Raw genomic sequence first — 20,885 nt, 5'->3', positions numbered from 1 at the left:
GTTCAGAATTGAATATTCCTGGGGTGACCTGGTTGAATATTGACTTCTGGTCTTTGACTAGTAAGTAACAATCGTTCTTTAAAAATTTGGGTATGTGATAGAAAGAATAGACTGGTCACCCTTTTCACTGGGGTGTGATCAGGCTAAGGTAAAATTTGCGAGTTTAATTGCGAATTTTCGGCGAATGTCGTCTTCATAGTATAACCAGATTGCTTGGGGTTATATGGTCAAGTGAAGAAGCGCATACGGTGGATGCCTTGGCAGTCAGAGGCGATGAAAGACGTGGTAGCCTGCGAAAAGCTTCGGGGAGTCGGCAAACAGACTGTGATCCGGAGATATCTGAATGGGGGAACCCACCTAACATAAGTTAGGTATCTTGCACTGAATACATAGGTGTAAGAAGCGAACCCGGGGAACTGAAACATCTAAGTACCCGGAGGAAAAGAAATCAACCGAGATTCCCTTAGTAGTGGCGAGCGAACGGGGACTAGCCCTTAAGCTTCTTTGATTTTAGCGGAACGCTCTGGAAAGTGCGGCCATAGTGGGTGATAGCCCTGTACGCGAAAAGATCTTAGAAGTGAAATCGAGTAGGACGGAGCACGAGAAACTTTGTCTGAATATGGGGGGACCATCCTCCAAGGCTAAATACTACTGACTGACCGATAGTGAACTAGTACCGTGAGGGAAAGGCGAAAAGAACCCCGGAGAGGGGAGTGAAATAGATCCTGAAACCGTATGCGTACAAGCAGTGGGAGCCCACTTTGTTGGGTGACTGCGTACCTTTTGTATAATGGGTCAGCGACTTATTTTCAGTGGCGAGCTTAACCGAATAGGGGAGGCGTAGCGAAAGCGAGTCTTAATAGGGCGTTTAGTCGCTGGGAATAGACCCGAAACCGGGCGATCTATCCATGGGCAGGTTGAAGGTTGGGTAACACTAACTGGAGGACCGAACCGACTACCGTTGAAAAGTTAGCGGATGACCTGTGGATCGGAGTGAAAGGCTAATCAAGCTCGGAGATAGCTGGTTCTCCTCGAAAGCTATTTAGGTAGCGCCTCGTGTATCACTGCTGGGGGTAGAGCACTGTTTCGGCTAGGGGGTCATCCCGACTTACCAAACCGATGCAAACTCCGAATACCAGCAAGTGCGAGCACGGGAGACACACGGCGGGTGCTAACGTCCGTCGTGAAAAGGGAAACAACCCAGACCGTCAGCTAAGGTCCCAAAGTTATGGTTAAGTGGGAAACGATGTGGGAAGGCTTAGACAGCTAGGAGGTTGGCTTAGAAGCAGCCACCCTTTAAAGAAAGCGTAATAGCTCACTAGTCGAGTCGGCCTGCGCGGAAGATGTAACGGGGCTCAAACCATACACCGAAGCTACGGGTATCACTTAGGTGATGCGGTAGAGGAGCGTTCTGTAAGCCTGTGAAGGTGAGTTGAGAAGCTTGCTGGAGGTATCAGAAGTGCGAATGCTGACATGAGTAACGACAATGGGTGTGAAAAACACCCACGCCGAAAGACCAAGGTTTCCTGCGCAACGTTAATCGACGCAGGGTTAGTCGGTCCCTAAGGCGAGGCTGAAAAGCGTAGTCGATGGAAAACAGGTTAATATTCCTGTACTTCTAGTTATTGCGATGGGGGACGGAGAAGGCTAGGCCAGCTTGGCGTTGGTTGTCCAAGTTTAAGGTTGTAGGCTGGGTGCTTAGGTAAATCCGGGCGCCTAAGGCTGAGAACTGATGACGAGTGCTCATTAGAGCGCGAAGTGGTTGATGCCATGCTTCCAAGAAAAGCCTCTAAGCTTCAGATAACTAGGAACCGTACCCCAAACCGACACAGGTGGTTGGGTAGAGAATACCAAGGCGCTTGAGAGAACTCGGGTGAAGGAACTAGGCAAAATGGCACCGTAACTTCGGGAGAAGGTGCGCCGGTGAGGGTGAACGATTTACTCGGTAAGCCCATGCCGGTCGAAGATACCAGGCCGCTGCGACTGTTTATTAAAAACACAGCACTCTGCAAACACGAAAGTGGACGTATAGGGTGTGACGCCTGCCCGGTGCCGGAAGGTTAATTGATGGGGTTAGCTAACGCGAAGCTCTTGATCGAAGCCCCGGTAAACGGCGGCCGTAACTATAACGGTCCTAAGGTAGCGAAATTCCTTGTCGGGTAAGTTCCGACCTGCACGAATGGCGTAACGATGGCGGCGCTGTCTCCACCCGAGACTCAGTGAAATTGAAATCGCTGTGAAGATGCAGTGTATCCGCGGCTAGACGGAAAGACCCCGTGAACCTTTACTATAGCTTTGCACTGGACTTTGAATTTGCTTGTGTAGGATAGGTGGGAGGCTTTGAAGCGTGAACGCCAGTTTGCGTGGAGCCAATCTTGAAATACCACCCTGGCAACTTTGAGGTTCTAACTCAGGTCCGTTATCCGGATCGAGGACAGTGTATGGTGGGTAGTTTGACTGGGGCGGTCTCCTCCTAAAGAGTAACGGAGGAGTACGAAGGTGCGCTCAGACCGGTCGGAAATCGGTCGTAGAGTATAAAGGCAAAAGCGCGCTTGACTGCGAGACAGACACGTCGAGCAGGTACGAAAGTAGGTCTTAGTGATCCGGTGGTTCTGTATGGAAGGGCCATCGCTCAACGGATAAAAGGTACTCCGGGGATAACAGGCTGATACCGCCCAAGAGTTCATATCGACGGCGGTGTTTGGCACCTCGATGTCGGCTCATCACATCCTGGGGCTGAAGCCGGTCCCAAGGGTATGGCTGTTCGCCATTTAAAGTGGTACGCGAGCTGGGTTTAGAACGTCGTGAGACAGTTCGGTCCCTATCTGCCGTGGACGTTTGAGATTTGAGAGGGGCTGCTCCTAGTACGAGAGGACCGGAGTGGACGAACCTCTGGTGTTCCGGTTGTCACGCCAGTGGCATCGCCGGGTAGCTATGTTCGGAATAGATAACCGCTGAAAGCATCTAAGCGGGAAACTAGCCTCAAGATGAGATCTCACTGGAACCTTGAGTTCCCTAAAGGGCCGTCGAAGACTACGACGTTGATAGGTGGGGTGTGTAAGCGCTGTGAGGCGTTGAGCTAACCCATACTAATTGCCCGTGAGGCTTGACCATATAACACCCAAGCAATTTGCTTAACGGCGAATTGATGAGTGTGAAGACGAGACCGAAAGTTCGTCAAACTCGCGCAAGACTGTCTATCACAGACCCAATTAGGAGTAGCGCGTCAGCGACACTCCAGCCGAATTGCTTGACGACCATAGAGCGTTGGAACCACCTGATCCCATCCCGAACTCAGTAGTGAAACGACGCATCGCCGATGGTAGTGTGGGGTCTCCCCATGTGAGAGTAGGTCATCGTCAAGCTTAAATTCCAAACCCCCCAGTCGCGCAAGCGAGTGGGGGGTTTGTCTTTGTGCGCCGGAAAAGCAGCGCAGCGGCGCGCCAGGCCGGGCGCCCTGTGGGGGTGGCCTGAACACGCGGAGGTCGATAGGGCGCTAAGTGGGAGCTTTCTATGCAATCGAGGTGCGCGCCGATATGATGCCAGCCTCATTGTGAGGCGATATCTGCATGCTTACGTTGTTGAAGCTCTTACAAGATGGGCGCTTTCATTCAGGTCAAGCTCTTGGCGCTGCTCTTGGGGTTAGTCGCAGTGCTGTGTGGAAGCAATTACAGCAATTAGAAGCTGAATTGAGCTTGCCTGTTCATAAGGTGCGTGGCCGAGGTTATCGGCTAGCTAGCCCATTAGTGCTGCTAGATGCTGAGCGCTTGGTTGTGCCTTCTGGAGTGCCGGCGTGGCCGGCGCTCCTTGTAAATTCGACTGACTCCACAAATGCTGAGGCGCTGAGGCATTTGGAGGGCGGAGCGCAAGCACCATTTTTTGTTTTGGCGGAATGCCAAACTGCTGGGCGTGGTCGCCGCGGGCGCAAATGGGTGAGTCCGTTTGCAGAGAACCTTTATTACAGCTTGGTATTGCGTATCGAGGGGGGGCTCGCCAGCTCGAGGGGCTTAGCTTGGTTGTCGGTCTTGCGGTGATGCAGACGTTGCGGAGTGCTGGTGTGGCTGATGTTGGCCTGAAGTGGCCAAATGATCTTCTTGTGTCGGGTCGCAAGATCGCAGGAATCCTGCTGGAGTTGTCTGGTGATCCGGCGGATGTTTGTCACGTGGTCATAGGTATTGGGGTCAATGTGAACATGCGGGCTATTGATGAGGGTATTGATCAGCCTTGGACCTCGATGCGAATTGAGATCGGTGAGTTGATAGATCGTAATGTGCTGGTCCGTCAGTTAAACGAACGTTTGCAGGATTACCTGACGAGGCATCGTGAGCAGGGTTTTGTTGGTTTGCAGGCTGAATGGGAGGCTAGTCACTTGTGGCAAGGGCGTTCTGTATTACTGGCTGCTGGTGCGCAGCAGATCGAAGGTGTTGTGCTGGGTATTGATCGGCAGGGTGCGCTGCGGTTGCTGGTGGATGGTATTGAGCGGCAATACAGTGGCGGTGAGCTCAGTTTGAGGTTGCGCAATGATTCTTGAACTCGACTGCGGTAATAGCTTTATTAAGTGGCGAGTGATCGTGGGTACCGGTTCGGGTGTGCTGTCTGGTGGTGTCGTTGACTCAGCTGAGCAGTTGCTTTTGGAGCTGCAGCTAATTCCTGGTCTTGCGTTGCAGCATTGTCGTCTCGTCAGTGTGCGAAGTGATGATGAAACGGCACAGCTCATGGATTTACTTGCGCAACGTTTTGGGATCGCTTCTTGCCGGGCGCGCTCTGCGCTGGTGGCCGCCGGAGTGCGCAACGGTTACAAAGACTATGATCGGCTTGGGTTAGATCGCTGGCTGGCGATATTGGGTGCTTACCATCTGGCTGGCGGGGCATGTCTGGTGCTGGACTTGGGGACGGCGGTTACTTCTGATTTCGTGGCGGCGGATGGCGAGCATTTGGGGGGGTTTATTTGTCCTGGAGTGCCGTTAATGCGCAATCAGTTGAGAACGCATACTCGACGAATTCGTTACGATGACGTCGCTGCGGAGCAGGCTCTTCATGCGTTGACGCCGGGTCGCTCGACTGTTGAGGCTGTGGAGCGCGGCTGTTCACTGATGCTGCGTGGGTTTGTGCATACGCAGCTTGAGCTGGCTAAAGAATACTGGGGAGAAGATTTCCAGATTTTTCTGACTGGAGGGGATGCTGTGCTGGTCAAGGAGGTTCTGCCTTCTGCCCGCGTGATGCCTGATCTGATCTTTATTGGCTTGGCGATTGCCTGTCCGCTGTCCTGAGGCTTTTATGCGCTGGCTATTTCTTCTGTTACTGGTACTCAACCTTTTCTATTACGTCTGGCATCAGCAGCAGGCTCCCTTACGTGCGAAGGAGGTGGCGCCCCTCTCTCTTTATCAAGGGGCGCGGCAGGATATTCGCTTGCTCAGCGAGTCGAGCGAGGCGCAGGTTCGTCGTGAGCAGTCGGGCGGAGCTGCGGCGGAGGTGTCCGAGGCCTGTCTCTTTCTTGGTGGGTTTGAGCGGGAGGATGCTGCTCAAGTGGTGGGGCAGCGTCTACTCAGTCTGGACATTCAATCTGAGGTAAAGGCCGTTGATGCGCCAGCAGGGCTGGACTATTGGGTGTATCTGGCACCTCTTGCCTCCCGGGAGGCTTCGCTGCGTCAGCTGAAAGAGTTGCAGGCGCGGAAAATCGACAGCTACATCATTACTCAGGGCGATTTGTCCAATGGCATCTCCCTGGGGATCTTCCCGCGCGGCGAGTCTGCTGAAAGTGTCATGCAGCGCCTGCGCGAGGTGGGCTATGAGCCAATGCTGCGAGAGTTGCCGCGTGCCCATCGTGATTTCTGGGTGCGCATTGCTCCTCAGAGCCGGCGACTTGCCGATGACTCGCTGCTGCAGACCTTGGCTCAGGACTTTAATGGGTTGCAGCATCAATTAATGCCTTGTGAAAGCGTTGCAACGCCCCGTTAGTTTGAATAGAATGGCGCCCGCTTTGCAGGGTTGCCTTCTGGGTGAGTCTGAAAAGTTGCTGTCAATGGAGCTAACCTCAAGTTTTTTATGAGGAAATGCTTGACAGTAGGGTGGCATGCTACGAGAATGCCGCCTCACTTTGGAGGGGTTCCCGAGTGGCCAAAGGGATCAGACTGTAAATCTGACACGCGAGTTTCGAAGGTTCGAATCCTTCCCCCTCCACCAAATTAAGCGTGAGCTGCAAGCTCCGCGGGTATAGTTCAACGGTAGAACCTCAGCCTTCCAAGCTGATGGTGCGGGTTCGATTCCCGCTACCCGCTCCAAGTTTGTTGTTTGTGCAAAGTGTTCGCTCATGTAGCTCAGCTGGTAGAGCACACCCTTGGTAAGGGTGAGGTCAGCGGTTCGATTCCGCTCATGAGCTCCATTATATGAAGGCAGATATGCAGATATCTGCCTTTGTTTTAATGGTGGCGCGACTAGCTCAATTTATCGATGGGAGACGGTCTGATGGCTAAAGAAAAGTTTGAACGGAATAAGCCGCACCTCAACGTCGGCACCATTGGTCACGTTGACCATGGCAAAACGACTCTGACTGCTGCTCTGACCAAAGTCTGCGCCGAAGCCTTCGGTGGTTCCGCGCGTGACTTCGCCCAGATCGACAACGCTCCGGAAGAAAAGGCTCGTGGCATCACGATCAATACGTCCCACGTTGAATACGATTCGGCTATCCGCCACTACGCGCACGTTGACTGCCCGGGTCACGCTGACTATGTGAAAAACATGATCACTGGTGCCGCGCAGATGGATGGTGCGATCCTGGTTTGCTCCGCTGCTGACGGCCCGATGCCGCAGACTCGTGAGCACATCCTGCTGTCCCGTCAGGTGGGCGTTCCTTACATCGTGGTCTTCCTGAACAAGGCGGACATGGTGGACGACGCTGAGCTGCTGGAGCTGGTTGAGATGGAAGTGCGCGATCTGTTGAGCGCATACGACTTCCCGGGCGACGACACTCCGATCGTTATCGGTTCCGCGCTGATGGCGTTGAACGGCCAAGATGACAACGAAATGGGTGTTAGCGCAGTGCGTAAGCTGGTTGAGACTCTCGACAGCTACATTCCGCAGCCGGAGCGCGCAATCGACAAGCCATTCCTGATGCCAATCGAAGACGTGTTCTCCATCTCCGGCCGCGGTACGGTGGTAACCGGTCGTGTTGAGCGTGGCATCGTCAAGATTCAGGAAGAAGTGGAAATTGTTGGTATCCGTGATACCACCAAGACCATTTGCACTGGTGTTGAGATGTTCCGCAAGCTGCTGGACGAAGGTCGTGCCGGTGAGAACGTTGGCGTACTGCTGCGTGGCACCAAGCGTGATGATGTTGAGCGTGGTCAGGTCTTGGCCAAGCCGGGCACCATCAAGCCGCACACCAAGTTCGAAGGCGAAGTGTACATTCTGAGCAAGGAAGAGGGCGGTCGTCACACGCCGTTCTTCAAGGGCTACCGTCCGCAGTTCTACTTCCGTACGACTGACGTAACCGGTAACTGCGAACTGCCAGAAGGCGTTGAGATGGTCATGCCGGGCGACAACATCAAAATGGTTGTCACCCTGATTGCTCCGATCGCGATGGAAGACGGTCTGCGTTTCGCCATCCGTGAAGGTGGTCGTACCGTTGGCGCTGGTGTAGTTGCCAAAATCATCGAGTAATCGTTGATCTACCCCTGTCAGGCCGGCATAATGGTCGGCCTGATTTTGTTTTAGGTCAGTAGCTCAATTGGCAGAGCGACGGTCTCCAAAACCGTAGGTTGGGGGTTCGATTCCCTCCTGACCTGCCAGTTTTACGCAGTAGTAAAACTGGCACGTCTTTCACAGGATCCTCGTAAATGACTGTTAAGGCTGAAGCCAAAGATTCTCGCTTTGATCTGCTTAAGTGGCTGGCAGTTGCTGCTTTGGTAGTGGTTGGCGTGGTCGGCAATCAGTTCTTCTCTGGTGAGCCGATTCTGTACCGTGTCCTGGGCTTGTTGGTGCTCGCAGTTGCTGCTGCGTTTGTGGCACTGCAAACTACCAAGGGGCAAGCGTTCTTCGGGCTCGCAAAAGAAGCTCGTGTTGAAATTCGTAAAGTCGTTTGGCCAACCCGCCAGGAAACCACGCAGACCACGTTGATTGTCGTGGCTGTTGTTTTGGTGATGGCGTTGTTGCTGTGGGGGCTTGACTCCCTGCTGGGCTGGCTTGTTTCCTTGATTGTTGGTTGAAGGTGTCCCGTGGCTAAGCGTTGGTACGTTGTGCATGCTTACTCGGGTTACGAGAAGCATGTCATGCGCTCCTTGATTGAGCGCGTCAAGCTGGCTGGCATGGAAGATGGGTTCGGCGAGATTCTGGTCCCCACTGAAGAAGTGGTGGAGATGCGTAATGGCCAGAAGCGCAAAAGCGAACGCAAATTCTTTCCAGGCTATGTTCTGGTGCAGATGGACATGAGCGAAGGTACTTGGCACTTGGTCAAGGATACTCCTCGTGTCATGGGTTTTATTGGCGGTACTGCCGACAAGCCTGCACCTATTACTGATAAAGAGGCTGATGCAATTCTGCGTCGTGTTGCTGATGGTAGTGACAAGCCGAAGCCGAAAACACTGTTTGAGCCGGGTGAGATGGTCCGCGTTACTGACGGTCCTTTCGCTGACTTCAGTGGCGTGGTTGAAGAAGTGAATTATGAAAAAAGCCGGATTCAGGTTGCTGTGACCATCTTTGGTCGCTCTACCCCGGTTGAGTTGGAGTTCAGCCAGGTCGAGAAGGCATAGCTGGCAAAGCATCCCGTACCCCGCAGTCATAGGCTGCGGGGTTTTGTCGTCACTGGGATAAACACGCAAGTAACCGGGGAGCCGAAAGGCGCTAGAACCCGTAATTGGAGTAGCTCATGGCTAAGAAGATAACGGCTTATATCAAGCTGCAAGTAAAGGCTGCACAGGCTAACCCGAGCCCGCCCGTCGGTCCGGCTCTTGGTCAGCATGGCGTGAACATCATGGAGTTCTGCAAGGCGTTCAACGCCAAGACTCAGGGCATGGAGCCTGGTCTGCCGACTCCCGTGATTATCACCGTTTATAGCGATCGCAGCTTCACCTTTGAAACCAAAAGCACCCCGGCTTCAGTTCTGCTGAAAAAGGCTGCTGGCTTGACTAGCGGTTCCGCGCGCCCGAATACCGTCAAGGTAGGCACCGTGACCCGTGCTCAGCTCGAAGAGATCGCCAAGACCAAGTCTGCCGATCTGACTGCAGCTGATATGGATGCGGCCGTGCGTACTATCGCCGGTTCCGCTCGCAGCATGGGCCTCAACGTGGAGGGTGTGTAATGGCTAAGTTGACCAAGCGCCAAAAAGCTATCGCGGCCAAAATCGAGCCGGGTAAGGCTTATGGCTTTGAAGAAGCAGCAAATCTGTTGAGCGAGCTGTCCACTGTCAAGTTCACTGAGTCGGTTGACATCGCAGTGAACCTCGGCGTTGATCCGCGTAAATCCGACCAGGTCGTACGTAGCGCTACCGTGCTGCCGCACGGTACTGGCAAAACCGTTCGCGTTGCCGTGTTCACTCAAGGCCCGGCTGCTGAGGCTGCCCTCGCTGCCGGCGCTGATCGCGTTGGCATGGATGAGCTGGCAGCTGAAATGAAAGCTGGCGACCTGAACTACGACGTTGTTATTGCCTCTCCGGACGCAATGCGTGTTGTGGGCCAGCTGGGTCAGATCCTCGGCCCGCGCGGCCTGATGCCGAACCCGAAAGTCGGCACCGTAACTCCAGACGTAGCTACCGCTGTGAAAAACGCGAAAGCTGGTCAGGTTCGTTATCGCACCGACAAGAATGGCATCATCCACACCTCCGTTGGCAAGGTCGGTTTCGACGCCGTCAAGCTGAAGGAAAACGTGGAGGCCCTGATTGCCGATCTGAAGCGCATCAAGCCTGCTTCTTCGAAAGGTATTTACGTTAAGCGCGTGACCCTGAGCACCACCATGGGTCCAGGCCTGGTCATCGACCAAGGCTCGCTCGACGCTTAAGCCGCTGCTGTAAACAAATAGAGGCTGGCGGGAGCGATCTCGCCAGCCTGAAAAATTGGGGTCCCTGCCTGGCGGGGGCTATCCAAGACCGTAGGCGACGCAAGTCTTAAACCTCAAGCCTACGCAGATGGTGCTCCCGATTCCTTACCGAATCAGACACCAAACGACATCCAGCCTCGGTTGGATGAAACGGTAACAAGCAGGAGTTAACCCGTGGCAATTAAACTCGAAGACAAGAAGGCCATCGTCGCTGAAGTCAACGAGGCTGCCAAAGCTGCTCTGTCCGCTGTCGTGGCTGATGCCCGTGGTGTGACAGTAGGCGCTATGACCGGACTCCGTAAAGAGGCCCGCGAAGCTGGCGTATACGTGCGTGTCGTACGTAATACCCTGCTGCGTCGCGCCGTTGAAGGCACTCAATATGACGTGCTCAACGACGTGTTCAAAGGCCCGACCCTGATTGCGTTCTCCACGGAACACGCTGGCGCTGCTGCCCGCCTGTTCAAGGAATTCGCCAAGGGTCAGGACAAGTTCGAGATTAAGGCAGCTGCGTTCGAGGGCAAGTTCCTCGCAGCTAACCAGATCGACGTACTGGCAACTCTGCCGACCTACGACGAAGCCATTTCTCAGCTGATGAGCGTGATTCAAGGCGCTACCAGCAAGTTGGCTCGTACTCTGGCGGCCGTTCGCGACCAGAAAGAAGCTGCCGCCGCTTAAGGCTAAGCAAATTCTTTCAAGTTTATTTGTTTATTTCGATGGCCGCGAAGGCTGTCCCCCAATACAGGAATTAGAGTCATGGCTCTGTCTAACGAAGACATCATCGAAGCAATCGGCCAGAAAAGCGTTCTGGAAGTTGTTGAACTGATCAAGGCAATGGAAGAAAAGTTCGGCGTTAGCGCTGCTGCTGCTTCCGCTGGCCCAGCTGTAGCTGCTGCTGTTGCTGAAGAGCAGACCGAGTTCAACGTTATGTTGCTCGAGTCTGGCGAGAAGAAAGTTAACGTGATCAAGGTTGTCCGTGAGCTGACCGGTCTGGGTCTGAAAGAAGCTAAAGCAGTCGTTGACAGCGCCCCAGGCGTTGTTAAAGAAGGCGTGTCGAAAGACGAAGCTGAAGCTGCTAAGAAAGCCCTGGAAGAAGCAGGCGCCAAAGTCGAGCTCAAGTAAGCGACGACCTTGCGTCTACAGCCCAAGCGTTAAGCGAAAGGCTGATGGCTGGTGGCTTTTGCCACCGGCCTTTTTCCGTTATAGGTCGCCTGCCTCGGTGGGGGATCTGTAACAGAAGTGGTACCCACCCTGTGCGGTGGCGCAAACCATTGGGTTTGCAAGATTTTCTGGCTGTTCCCGTCGGGAGGAGCCAAATAAGCAGGTGACCAAGCTGGGGAACGCTGATGGCTTACTCATACACTGAGAAAAAACGTATCCGCAAGGACTTTAGCAAGTTGCCGGATGTCATGGATGTGCCGTATCTCCTGGCCATTCAGCTGGATTCGTATCGCGAATTCCTGCAGGCGGGAGCGACGAAAGATCAGTTCCGTGACATCGGCCTGCATGCGGCCTTCAAGTCCGTTTTCCCGATTATCAGCTATTCCGGCAATGCTGCTCTGGAGTATGTCGGTTATCGCCTGGGCGAACCGGCATTTGACGTGAAAGAGTGCGTGCTGCGTGGCGTTACATTCGCCGTGCCGCTGCGGGTAAAAGTCCGTCTGATCATTTTCGATAAGGAATCGTCGAACAAAGCGATCAAGGACATTAAAGAGCAAGAAGTCTACATGGGGGAAATTCCCCTGATGACTGAGAACGGTACTTTCGTTATCAACGGTACCGAGCGTGTCATCGTTTCCCAGCTGCACCGCTCCCCAGGTGTGTTCTTCGACCACGACAAGGGCAAGACCCACAGCTCCGGCAAGCTGCTGTATTCCGCGCGGATCATTCCTTACCGTGGTTCCTGGCTCGATTTCGAATTCGATCCGAAGGATGCAGTATTCGTCCGTATCGACCGTCGCCGCAAGCTGCCGGCGTCCGTCCTGCTGCGCGCGCTGGGTTACACCACCGAACAAGTGCTCGACGCTTTCTACGCGACCAACGTATTCCACGTGAAGGGCGAGAGCCTGAGCTTGGAGCTGGTTCCGCAGCGTCTGCGTGGTGAAATTGCCGCTCTCGACATCAAAGACGAGAAGGGCAAGGTCATCGTTGAGCAGGGCCGCCGTATTACCGCGCGCCACATCAATCAGTTGGACAAATCCGGCATCAAAGAGCTGGAAGTGCCGCTGGACTACGTGATCGGTCGCACGACTGCCAAGGCCATCGTGCATCCGGCCACCGGCGAGATCCTCGCCGAGTGCAATACCGAGCTGAACACTGAAATCCTGGCAAAAATTGCCAAGGCTCAGGTGGTACGCATCGAAACGCTGTACACCAACGACATCGATTGCGGTCCGTTCATCTCCGATACTCTGAAAATCGACTCCACTACCAATCAGTTGGAAGCGCTGGTCGAGATCTATCGCATGATGCGTCCCGGCGAGCCGCCGACCAAGGATGCTGCGGAGACCCTGTTCAACAACCTGTTCTTCAGCGCTGAGCGTTACGATCTGTCCGCTGTCGGCCGGATGAAGTTCAACCGTCGTATCGGTCGTACCGAGATCGAAGGTTCTGGCGTGTTGAGCAAGGAAGATATCGTCGAAGTCCTCAAGACTTTGGTAGATATCCGTAACGGCAAAGGCATCGTCGACGACATCGACCACCTGGGTAACCGTCGTGTGCGTTGTGTTGGCGAAATGGCCGAGAACCAGTTCCGTGTTGGTCTGGTGCGTGTTGAGCGCGCGGTCAAAGAGCGTCTGTCGATGGCTGAAAGCGAAGGCTTGATGCCACAAGACTTGATCAACGCCAAGCCAGTTGCGGCGGCGGTGAAAGAGTTCTTCGGTTCCAGTCAGCTCTCGCAGTTCATGGACCAGAACAACCCGCTGTCCGAGATCACCCACAAGCGCCGTGTTTCTGCACTCGGCCCAGGCGGTCTGACTCGTGAACGTGCCGGCTTCGAAGTTCGTGACGTACACCCGACCCACTACGGCCGCGTGTGCCCGATTGAAACGCCGGAAGGTCCGAACATCGGTCTGATCAACTCCCTGGCGGCCTATGCTCGCACTAACCAGTACGGCTTCCTGGAAAGCCCGTACCGCGTAGTGAAAGACACCTTGGTCACTGACGAAATCGTCTTCCTCTCCGCTATCGAAGAGGCTGATCACGTTATCGCTCAGGCATCGGCAACGATGAACCAGAAGGGTCAGCTGGTCGACGAGTTGGTGGCAGTACGTCACCTCAACGAATTCACCGTCAAGGTGCCGGAAGACGTCACCCTCATGGACGTTTCGCCGAAGCAGGTTGTGTCTGTCGCCGCTTCGTTGATCCCGTTCCTCGAGCACGACGATGCCAACCGTGCGCTGATGGGTTCGAACATGCAGCGTCAGGCTGTGCCGACTCTGCGTTCCGATAAGCCGCTGGTCGGCACTGGGATGGAGCGTAACGTAGCGCGCGACTCTGGCGTTTGCGTTGTGGCCCGTCGCGGCGGCGTGATCGACTCGGTCGATGCCAGTCGTATCGTGGTGCGTGTGGCGGATGATGAAGTTGAAACCGGTGAAGCCGGCGTCGACATCTATAACCTGACTAAATACACCCGCTCCAACCAGAACACCTGCATCAACCAGCGTCCGCTGGTGAGCAAAGGTGACAAGGTCGAGCGTAGCGACATCCTGGCTGACGGCCCGTCCACCGACATGGGTGAACTGGCTCTGGGTCAGAACATGCGCATCGCGTTCATGGCCTGGAACGGTTACAACTTCGAAGACTCCATCCTCCTCTCGGAGCGTGTAGTTCAGGAAGACCGTTTCACCACGATCCACATCCAGGAACTGACCTGTGTGGCGCGTGACACCAAGCTTGGAGCAGAAGAGATCACTTCGGACATTCCGAATGTGGGCGAAGCTGCGCTGAACAAGCTGGATGAGGCCGGCATCGTTTACGTGGGTGCTGAAGTTGGCGCTGGCGACATCCTGGTCGGTAAGGTCACCCCGAAAGGCGAGACCCAACTGACTCCGGAAGAGAAGCTGCTGCGTGCGATCTTCGGTGAGAAGGCGTCCGACGTTAAAGACACCTCCCTGCGTGTGCCGACTGGCACCAAAGGTACGGTCATCGACGTACAGGTCTTCACCCGTGACGGCGTTGAGCGTGATGCTCGTGCGCTGTCGATCGAGAAGATGCAACTCGACCAGATCCGTAAGGATCTGAACGAAGAGTTCCGTATCGTTGAAGGTGCAACCTTTGAGCGTCTGCGTTCCGCACTGGTAGGTTGCAAGGCTGAAGGCGGCGCTGGCCTGAAGAAGGGTGCTGAGATCACCGACGAGTTCCTCGACGGCCTCGAGCGCGGCCAGTGGTTCAAGCTGCGTATGGCTGAAGATGCTCTGAATGAGCAGCTTGAGAAGGCGCAGGCTTACATCATCGACCGTCGCCAGATGCTCGACGACAAGTTCGAAGACAAGAAGCGCAAGCTGCAGCAAGGCGATGACCTGGCTCCGGGCGTCCTGAAGATCGTCAAGGTCTACCTGGCAATCCGTCGCCGCATCCAGCCGGGCGACAAGATGGCCGGTCGTCACGGTAACAAGGGTGTGGTCTCGGTGATCATGCCGGTCGAAGACATGCCGCACGATGCCAATGGCACGCCGGTCGACATCGTCCTCAACCCGCTGGGCGTACCTTCGCGTATGAACGTCGGTCAGATCCTCGAAACCCACCTGGGCCTTGCGGCCAAGGGTTTGGGCGAGAAGATCAACCGCATGCTCGAAGAGCAGCGCAAGGTTGCTGATCTGCGTAAGTTCCTGCACCAGATCTATAACGAGATCGGTGGCCGTCAAGAGACTCTGGCAGACCTGTCTGACCAGGAAATTCTCGACCTGGCGAAGAACCTGCGTGGCGGCGTGCCGATGGCGACACCGGTGTTCGATGGCGCCAAGGAAAGCGAAATCAAGGCCATGCTGAAACTGGCAGACCTGCCAGAAAGCGGCCAGATGCAGCTGTTCGATGGTCGTACCGGCAACAAGTTTGAGCGTCCGGTGACCGTTGGTTACATGTACATGCTGAAACTGAACCACCTGGTGGACGACAAGATGCACGCGCGTTCCACGGGTTCCTACAGCCTGGTTACCCAGCAGCCGCTGGGTGGTAAGGCGCAGTTCGGTGGTCAGCGCTTCGGGGAGATGGAGGTGTGGGCGTTGGAAGCCTACGGCGCCGCTTACACCCTGCAGGAAATGCTGACCGTTAAGTCGGATGACGTGAACGGCCGGACCAAGATGTACAAAAACATCGTGGACGGTGATCACCGTATGGAGCCGGGCATGCCCGAGTCTTTCAACGTGTTGATCAAAGAGATCCGTTCGCTCGGTATCGATATCGATCTGGAAACCGAATAACACGTGACGCGCATCGGGAGCGGGGCTGTCTAGCCCGCTCCTTGCTCCGCCAGGAGGAAAGGCCTTGAAAGACCTACTGAATTTGCTGAAAAACCAGGGTCAAGTCGAAGAGTTCGATGCCATCCGTATTGGGTTGGCCTCGCCTGAGATGATCCGTTCGTGGTCGTTCGGTGAAGTTAAAAAGCCGGAAACCATTAACTACCGCACCTTTAAACCAGAGCGTGACGGTCTGTTCTGCGCCAAGATCTTTGGCCCAGTTAAGGATTACGAGTGCCTGTGCGGTAAGTACAAGCGCCTCAAGCACCGCGGCGTGATCTGCGAGAAGTGTGGCGTGGAAGTGGCCCTGGCCAAAGTCCGTCGTGAGCGCATGGCGCACATCGAGTTGGCTTCGCCGGTTGCCCACATCTGGTTCCTCAAGTCGCTGCCGTCGCGTATCGGCCTGCTGCTGGACATGACCCTGCGTGATATCGAGCGCGTGCTTTATTTCGAAAGCTACGTAGTGATCGATCCGGGCATGACTACCCTGGAAAAGGGTCAGTTGCTGAACGATGAGCAGTACTTCGAAGCTATCGAAGAGTTTGGTGACGACTTCGACGCGCGCATGGGCGCCGAAGCGGTCCGCGAACTGCTCAGCGCTATCGATCTGGAGCACGAGACTGCCCGCCTGCGTGAAGAAATTCCGCAGACGAACTCGGAAACCAAGATCAAGAAGCTGTCCAAGCGCCTGAAATTGATGGAAGCCTTCCAAGGCTCCGGTAACCATCCTGAGTGGATGGTGCTGACCGTTCTGCCGGTTCTGCCGCCAGATCTGCGTCCGCTGGTTCCGCTGGATGGTGGTCGTTTCGCAACGTCCGACCTGAACGATCTGTATCGTCGGGTGATCAACCGTAACAACCGTCTGAAGCGTCTGCTCGATCTGTCCGCGCCGGACATCATCGTGCGCAACGAAAAGCGCATGCTGCAGGAAGCTGTCGACGCCTTGCTCGACAACGGTCGTCGTGGTCGCGCCATCACTGGTTCGAACAAGCGTCCGCTGAAATCCTTGGCCGATATGATCAAGGGTAAGCAGGGTCGTTTCCGTCAGAACTTGCTCGGTAAGCGCGTGGACTACTCCGGTCGTTCGGTTATTACCGTCGGCCCGACTCTGCGTCTGCACCAGTGCGGTCTGCCGAAGAAGATGGCTCTTGAGCTGTTCAAGCCGTTCATTTTCGGCAAGTTGGAAATGCGTGGCCTGGCCACCACCATCAAAGCCGCGAAGAAAATGGTTGAACGCGAGCTGCCTGAGGTTTGGGACGTTCTCGCCGAAGTGATTCGCGAACATCCGGTGCTGTTGAACCGTGCGCCAACTCTTCACCGTCTGGGCATCCAGGCGTTTGAACCGGTTCTGATCGAAGGTAAAGCGATTCAGCTGCACCCTCTGGTCTGCGCCGCGTACAACGCCGACTTCGACGGTGACCAAATGGCCGTGCACGTACCGCTGACGCTGGAAGCCCAGCTCGAAGCGCGTGCGCTGATGATGTCGACCAACAACATCCTGTCGCCAGCCAACGGTGAGCCAATCATCGTGCCGTCGCAGGACGTGGTCTTGGGTCTGTATTACATGACCCGCGAAGCGATCAACGCCAAAGGCGAAGGTCGAGTATTCGCTGACCTGCAAGAAGTTGACCGGGTATTCCGCGGCGGCGAGGCAGCCCTGCACGCCAAAGTTAAAGTGCGCATCAACGAGGTCATCAAAGACCGCGATGGCAGCATCACCAAGAACACCCGTATCGTCGACACCACCGTCGGTCGTGCGCTGTTGTTCCAGGTGGTTCCGGAAGGCCTGTCGTATGACGTGGTCAACCTGCCAATGAAGAAAAAAGCGATCTCCAAGCTGATCAACCAGTGCTACCGCACCTGTGGCTTGAAAGACACCGTGATCTTCGCTGACCAGTTGATGTACACCGGTTTCGCTTACTCGACTATCTCCGGCGTTTCCATTGGCGTGAATGACTTCGTCATTCCGGATGAGAAAGCACGCATCATCGATGCGGCAACCGACGAAGTGAAAGAGATTGAAGCTCAGTACGCTTCCGGCCTGGTAACCCAGGGCGAGAAGTACAACAAGGTGATCGACCTGTGGTCCAAGGCCAACGACGAAGTGTCGAAGGCGATGATGGCTAACCTCTCGAAAGAGAAGGTGATCGACCGTCATGGTAAGGAAGTCGATCAGGAGTCCTTCAACTCCATGTACATGATGGCCGACTCGGGTGCGCGGGGTTCTGCTGCGCAGATCCGTCAGCTCGCCGGTATGCGGGGGCTGATGGCCAAGCCGGACGGCTCGATCATCGAGACGCCGATTACCGCGAACTTCCGCGAAGGTTTGAGCGTACTGCAGTACTTCATCTCCACACACGGTGCGCGTAAAGGTTTGGCGGATACCGCACTGAAGACCGCGAACTCCGGCTACCTGACCCGTCGTCTGGTTGACGTGGCCCAGGATCTGGTAGTGACCGCGATCGATTGCGGTACCGAGCACGGTCTGCTGATGACTCCGCACATCGAAGGCGGCGACGTTGTTGAGCCGCTGGGTGAGCGCGTATTGGGTCGTGTCATTGCCCGTGACGTGTTCAAGCCGGGGACTGACGAAGTCATAGTGCCGGCCGGTACTCTGGTAGACGAGCAGTGGGTTGAATTCATCGAGCTGAACAGCATCGACGAAGTGATCGTGCGTTCGCCGATCAGCTGTGAAACCCGCTACGGCATCTGCGCCAAGTGCTACGGTCGCGACCTGGCTCGCGGTCACCAGATCAATATCGGTGAGGCGGTCGGCGTAATCGCTGCTCAGTCGATTGGTGAGCCGGGTACTCAGCTCACCATGCGTACGTTCCACATCGGTGGTGCGGCAAGCCGAACTTCGGCTGCTGACAGCGTTCAGGTGAAGAACGGCGGTACCATCCGCCTGCATAACCTGAAGCACGTTGAGCGTCTCGACGGTAACCTGGTTGCTGTGTCCCGTTCCGGTGAGCTGGCGATTGCGGATGACTTCGGTCGTGAGCGCGAACGTTACAAGCTGCCGTACGGTGCTGTGATTTCCGTCAAGGAAGGCGACAAGGTCGATGCTGGCGCTATCGTCGCCAAGTGGGATCCGCACACCCACCCGATCGTGACCGAAATGAAGGGTACTGTGACCTTCGTCGGCATGGAGGAAGGCATCACCATCAAGCGTCAGACCGACGAATTGACCGGTTTGACCAACATCGAAGTGCTTGATGCTAAAGACCGTCCGGCTGCCGGCAAGGACATCCGCCCGGCAGTGAAGATGGTTGGTGTCGATGGCAAGGATCTGCTGTTGCCGGGTACCGACGTACCGGCGCAGTACTTCCTGCCGGCGAACGCCTTGGTCGGTGTCGCGGATGGTGTGCAGGTGGGCGTGGGTGATGTTATCGCCCGTATCCCGCAAGAGACCTCCAAGACCCGCGACATTACCGGTGGTCTGCCGCGCGTTGCCGACTTGTTCGAAGCCCGTCGTCCGAAGGAAGCGTCGATCCTGGCTGAAGTCAGCGGCACCATTGCCTTCGGCAAAGAGACCAAGGGCAAGCGTCGCCTGGTCATCACGCCGACCGACGGCAGTGAGCCGTACGAGGAGCTGATTCCGAAGTGGCGTCACCTGAACGTCTTCGAAGGCGAGCAAGTGAATCGCGGCGAAGTGATCTCCGACGGTCCGAGCGATCCGCACGACATCCTGCGTCTGCTGGGTGTCAGCGCGCTGGCCAAGTACATCGTCAACGAGATCCAGGACGTGTACCGCCTGCAGGGCGTGAAGATCAACGACAAGCACATCGAGACCATCCTGCGTCAGATGCTGCGTAAAGTTGAGATCACCGAATCCGGCGATTCCAGCTTCATCAAGGGTGATCAGATGGAGTTGACCCAGGTGCTGGTCGAGAACGAGCGTCTGAGCGGCGATGACAAGTTCATCTCCAAGTTCGACCGCGTTCTGCTGGGTATCACCAAGGCGTCGCTGTCCACCGAGTCGTTCATCTCTGCGGCCTCCTTCCAGGAGACCACTCGCGTCCTCACTGAGGCAGCGGTTACTGGCAAGCGTGACTTCTTGCGCGGCCTGAAAGAGAACGTGGTGGTGGGTCGTTTGATCCCGGCCGGTACTGGCTTGGCTTACCACAGTGAGCGCAAGCGCAAGCGTGATGCCGGCAAGCCGGTTCAGGTGAGCGCGAGCGAAGCGGAAGCTCAGCTGTCCGAAGCGTTGAATAATCTGTAATTGAGAGTGGGGCTCCGGTGATCCGTTCAGTGCTGGACGGAGCGTCCTGGGCCTCGCCTTGACGGGGTGCTAGAAGCTCTTTAGACTCTTGTACCCCTAAATTTGGCGGGACTCACGTCCTGCCATCTTGCTTATGTTGAAAAACAAATAGTGTCGAAAGACAACAGTGGAGCTAGTAGATGGCAACTATCAACCAGCTGGTACGTCAGCCGCGTAAGCGTATCGTCGAGAAATCCGACGTGCCTGCGCTGCAGAACTGCCCGCAACGTCGTGGCGTGTGCACTCGCGTGTACACCACCACGCCGAAAAAACCTAACTCGGCACTGCGTAAAGTATGCCGTGTGCGCCTGACCAACGGTTTCGAGGTTTCCTCGTACATCGGCGGCGAAGGCCACAACCTGCAAGAGCACAGCGTGGTACTGATCCGCGGCGGTCGTGTAAAAGACTTGCCAGGTGTTCGTTACCACACCGTTCGCGGCTCCTTGGATACTTCCGGCGTCAAAGGCCGTAACCAGGGTCGTTCGAAGTACGGTACCAAGCGTCCGAAGTAATCGGTCGTTTGAACAATTGCAGATTTCTATTTTTCTGAGTCGATAAGAGTAAGGTCGGGCGTAACCCCCTAAGGTTGTAATCCAAAGGGTTTATTGTTCCCGGGCTAACCTGAAGACCGTTTGAGGGCTTATCCATGCCAAGAAGACGTGTAGCAGCCAAGCGCGAAGTGCTTGACGATCCAAAATACGGTAGCCAAATCCTGGCCAAGTTCATGAACCACGTGATGGAAAGCGGCAAGAAAGCCGTTGCCGAGCGTATCGTTTATGGCGCGCTGGACAAGGTTAAAGAGCGTAAGAACAGCGATCCCCTGGAAATCTTCGAGAAAGCTCTCGACGCCATCGCTCCGCTGGTCGAAGTGAAGTCGCGCCGTGTAGGCGGTGCTACTTACCAGGTCCCTGTCGAAGTTCGTCCGTCCCGTCGTAACGCCCTGGCTATGCGCTGGTTGGTGGATTTCGCTCGTAAGCGTGGCGAAAAATCCATGGCTTTGCGTTTGGCTGGTGAGTTGTTGGATGCCGCTGAAGGCAAAGGCGCTGCTGTTAAGAAGCGTGAAGACGTGCACCGCATGGCAGAAGCCAACAAGGCCTTCTCGCACTACCGCTTCTAATTTCGGCGCTTCTAAATTTGCGAGG

13 protein-coding genes, 4 tRNA genes, 2 rRNA genes and 1 pseudogene are annotated in these 20,885 nt (G+C 55.5%); all 20 read left to right on the top strand.

Annotated features, from left to right (window positions below; genetic code table 11):
- Window positions 1-225 precede the first annotated feature (225 nt).
- The 20 genes and pseudogenes from D3879_RS02670 (at window position 226) to rpsG (ending at window position 20,860) form a co-directional block, all read left to right on the top strand.
- Window positions 226-3,114 (top strand): 23S ribosomal RNA (locus tag D3879_RS02670).
- A gap of 135 nt (window positions 3,115-3,249) precedes the next feature.
- Window positions 3,250-3,365, top strand: a 5S ribosomal RNA gene (gene rrf / locus D3879_RS02665).
- A 204-nt stretch (window positions 3,366-3,569) separates the two neighbouring features.
- Window positions 3,570-4,531: pseudogene (gene birA / locus D3879_RS02660) on the top strand (bifunctional biotin--[acetyl-CoA-carboxylase] ligase/biotin operon repressor BirA).
- Window positions 4,521-5,270, top strand: a complete 750-nt coding sequence (locus tag D3879_RS02655) for a pantothenate kinase (protein WP_119952568.1) — start codon at window positions 4,521-4,523, stop codon at window positions 5,268-5,270. The pseudogene birA and the gene D3879_RS02655 overlap by 11 nt, the downstream one beginning before the upstream one ends.
- Before the next feature lie 7 nt (window positions 5,271-5,277).
- On the top strand, window positions 5,278-5,958 hold the full coding sequence (locus tag D3879_RS02650) for an SPOR domain-containing protein (RefSeq protein ID WP_119952567.1): 681 nt from the start codon (window positions 5,278-5,280) through the stop codon (window positions 5,956-5,958).
- Window positions 5,959-6,099: 141 nt separating this feature from the next.
- Window positions 6,100-6,183 (top strand) — tRNA-Tyr (locus tag D3879_RS02645).
- Window positions 6,184-6,207: 24 nt separating this feature from the next.
- Window positions 6,208-6,281: transfer RNA gene (locus D3879_RS02640), tRNA-Gly, on the top strand.
- Between the two features lie 25 nt (window positions 6,282-6,306).
- A tRNA-Thr gene (locus tag D3879_RS02635) sits at window positions 6,307-6,382 on the top strand.
- Window positions 6,383-6,465: 83 nt separating this feature from the next.
- Window positions 6,466-7,659, top strand: a complete 1,194-nt coding sequence (gene tuf, locus D3879_RS02630; RefSeq protein WP_119952566.1) for an elongation factor Tu — start codon at window positions 6,466-6,468, stop codon at window positions 7,657-7,659.
- 52 nt (window positions 7,660-7,711) lie between these two features.
- Window positions 7,712-7,787, top strand: a tRNA-Trp gene (locus D3879_RS02625).
- Between the two features lie 48 nt (window positions 7,788-7,835).
- Window positions 7,836-8,204: a preprotein translocase subunit SecE gene (gene secE, locus D3879_RS02620; protein ID WP_119952565.1), complete on the top strand. Its 369-nt coding sequence runs from the start codon at window positions 7,836-7,838 to the stop codon at window positions 8,202-8,204.
- 9 nt (window positions 8,205-8,213) lie between these two features.
- Entirely contained in the window at window positions 8,214-8,747 is a 534-nt protein-coding gene (nusG, locus tag D3879_RS02615) for a transcription termination/antitermination protein NusG (protein WP_119952564.1), read from the top strand.
- A 116-nt stretch (window positions 8,748-8,863) separates the two neighbouring features.
- A complete protein-coding gene (rplK, locus tag D3879_RS02610) occupies window positions 8,864-9,295 on the top strand; it encodes a 50S ribosomal protein L11 (RefSeq protein WP_119952563.1) in 432 nt (143 codons plus the stop codon).
- On the top strand, window positions 9,295-9,990 hold the full coding sequence (gene rplA / locus D3879_RS02605) for a 50S ribosomal protein L1 (RefSeq protein WP_119952562.1): 696 nt from the start codon (window positions 9,295-9,297) through the stop codon (window positions 9,988-9,990). Before rplK ends, rplA begins: the two co-directional genes overlap by 1 nt.
- Window positions 9,991-10,203: 213 nt before the next feature.
- Window positions 10,204-10,704 (top strand): 50S ribosomal protein L10, encoded by a 501-nt coding sequence (gene rplJ / locus D3879_RS02600; RefSeq protein WP_119952561.1) that lies wholly within the window; start codon window positions 10,204-10,206, stop codon window positions 10,702-10,704.
- A 78-nt stretch (window positions 10,705-10,782) separates the two neighbouring features.
- Window positions 10,783-11,148, top strand: a complete 366-nt coding sequence (gene rplL / locus D3879_RS02595) for a 50S ribosomal protein L7/L12 (protein ID WP_119952560.1) — start codon at window positions 10,783-10,785, stop codon at window positions 11,146-11,148.
- Between the two features lie 224 nt (window positions 11,149-11,372).
- Window positions 11,373-15,446, top strand: coding sequence for a DNA-directed RNA polymerase subunit beta (gene rpoB / locus D3879_RS02590; protein WP_119952559.1), 4,074 nt, complete (start codon window positions 11,373-11,375; stop codon window positions 15,444-15,446).
- Window positions 15,447-15,510: 64 nt separating this feature from the next.
- Window positions 15,511-19,704, top strand: coding sequence for a DNA-directed RNA polymerase subunit beta' (gene rpoC / locus D3879_RS02585; RefSeq protein ID WP_119952558.1), 4,194 nt, complete (start codon window positions 15,511-15,513; stop codon window positions 19,702-19,704).
- 179 nt (window positions 19,705-19,883) lie between these two features.
- Window positions 19,884-20,255 carry a 30S ribosomal protein S12 gene (rpsL, locus tag D3879_RS02580; protein ID WP_003186084.1) on the top strand — a complete coding sequence of 124 codons (372 nt, stop codon included), beginning with the start codon at window positions 19,884-19,886 and terminating at the stop codon, window positions 20,253-20,255.
- A gap of 134 nt (window positions 20,256-20,389) precedes the next feature.
- Window positions 20,390-20,860 (top strand): 30S ribosomal protein S7, encoded by a 471-nt coding sequence (gene rpsG, locus D3879_RS02575; RefSeq protein WP_010490886.1) that lies wholly within the window; start codon window positions 20,390-20,392, stop codon window positions 20,858-20,860.
- The last annotated feature ends 25 nt before the right edge of the window (window positions 20,861-20,885 follow it).

The sequence above is a fragment of the Pseudomonas cavernicola genome, assembly GCF_003596405.1.
Taxonomy (GTDB): Bacteria; Pseudomonadota; Gammaproteobacteria; order Pseudomonadales; family Pseudomonadaceae; genus Aquipseudomonas; species Aquipseudomonas cavernicola.
The sequence above is the reverse complement of the archived record's forward strand: the minus strand, read 5'-3'. Positions and strand labels throughout refer to the sequence as shown.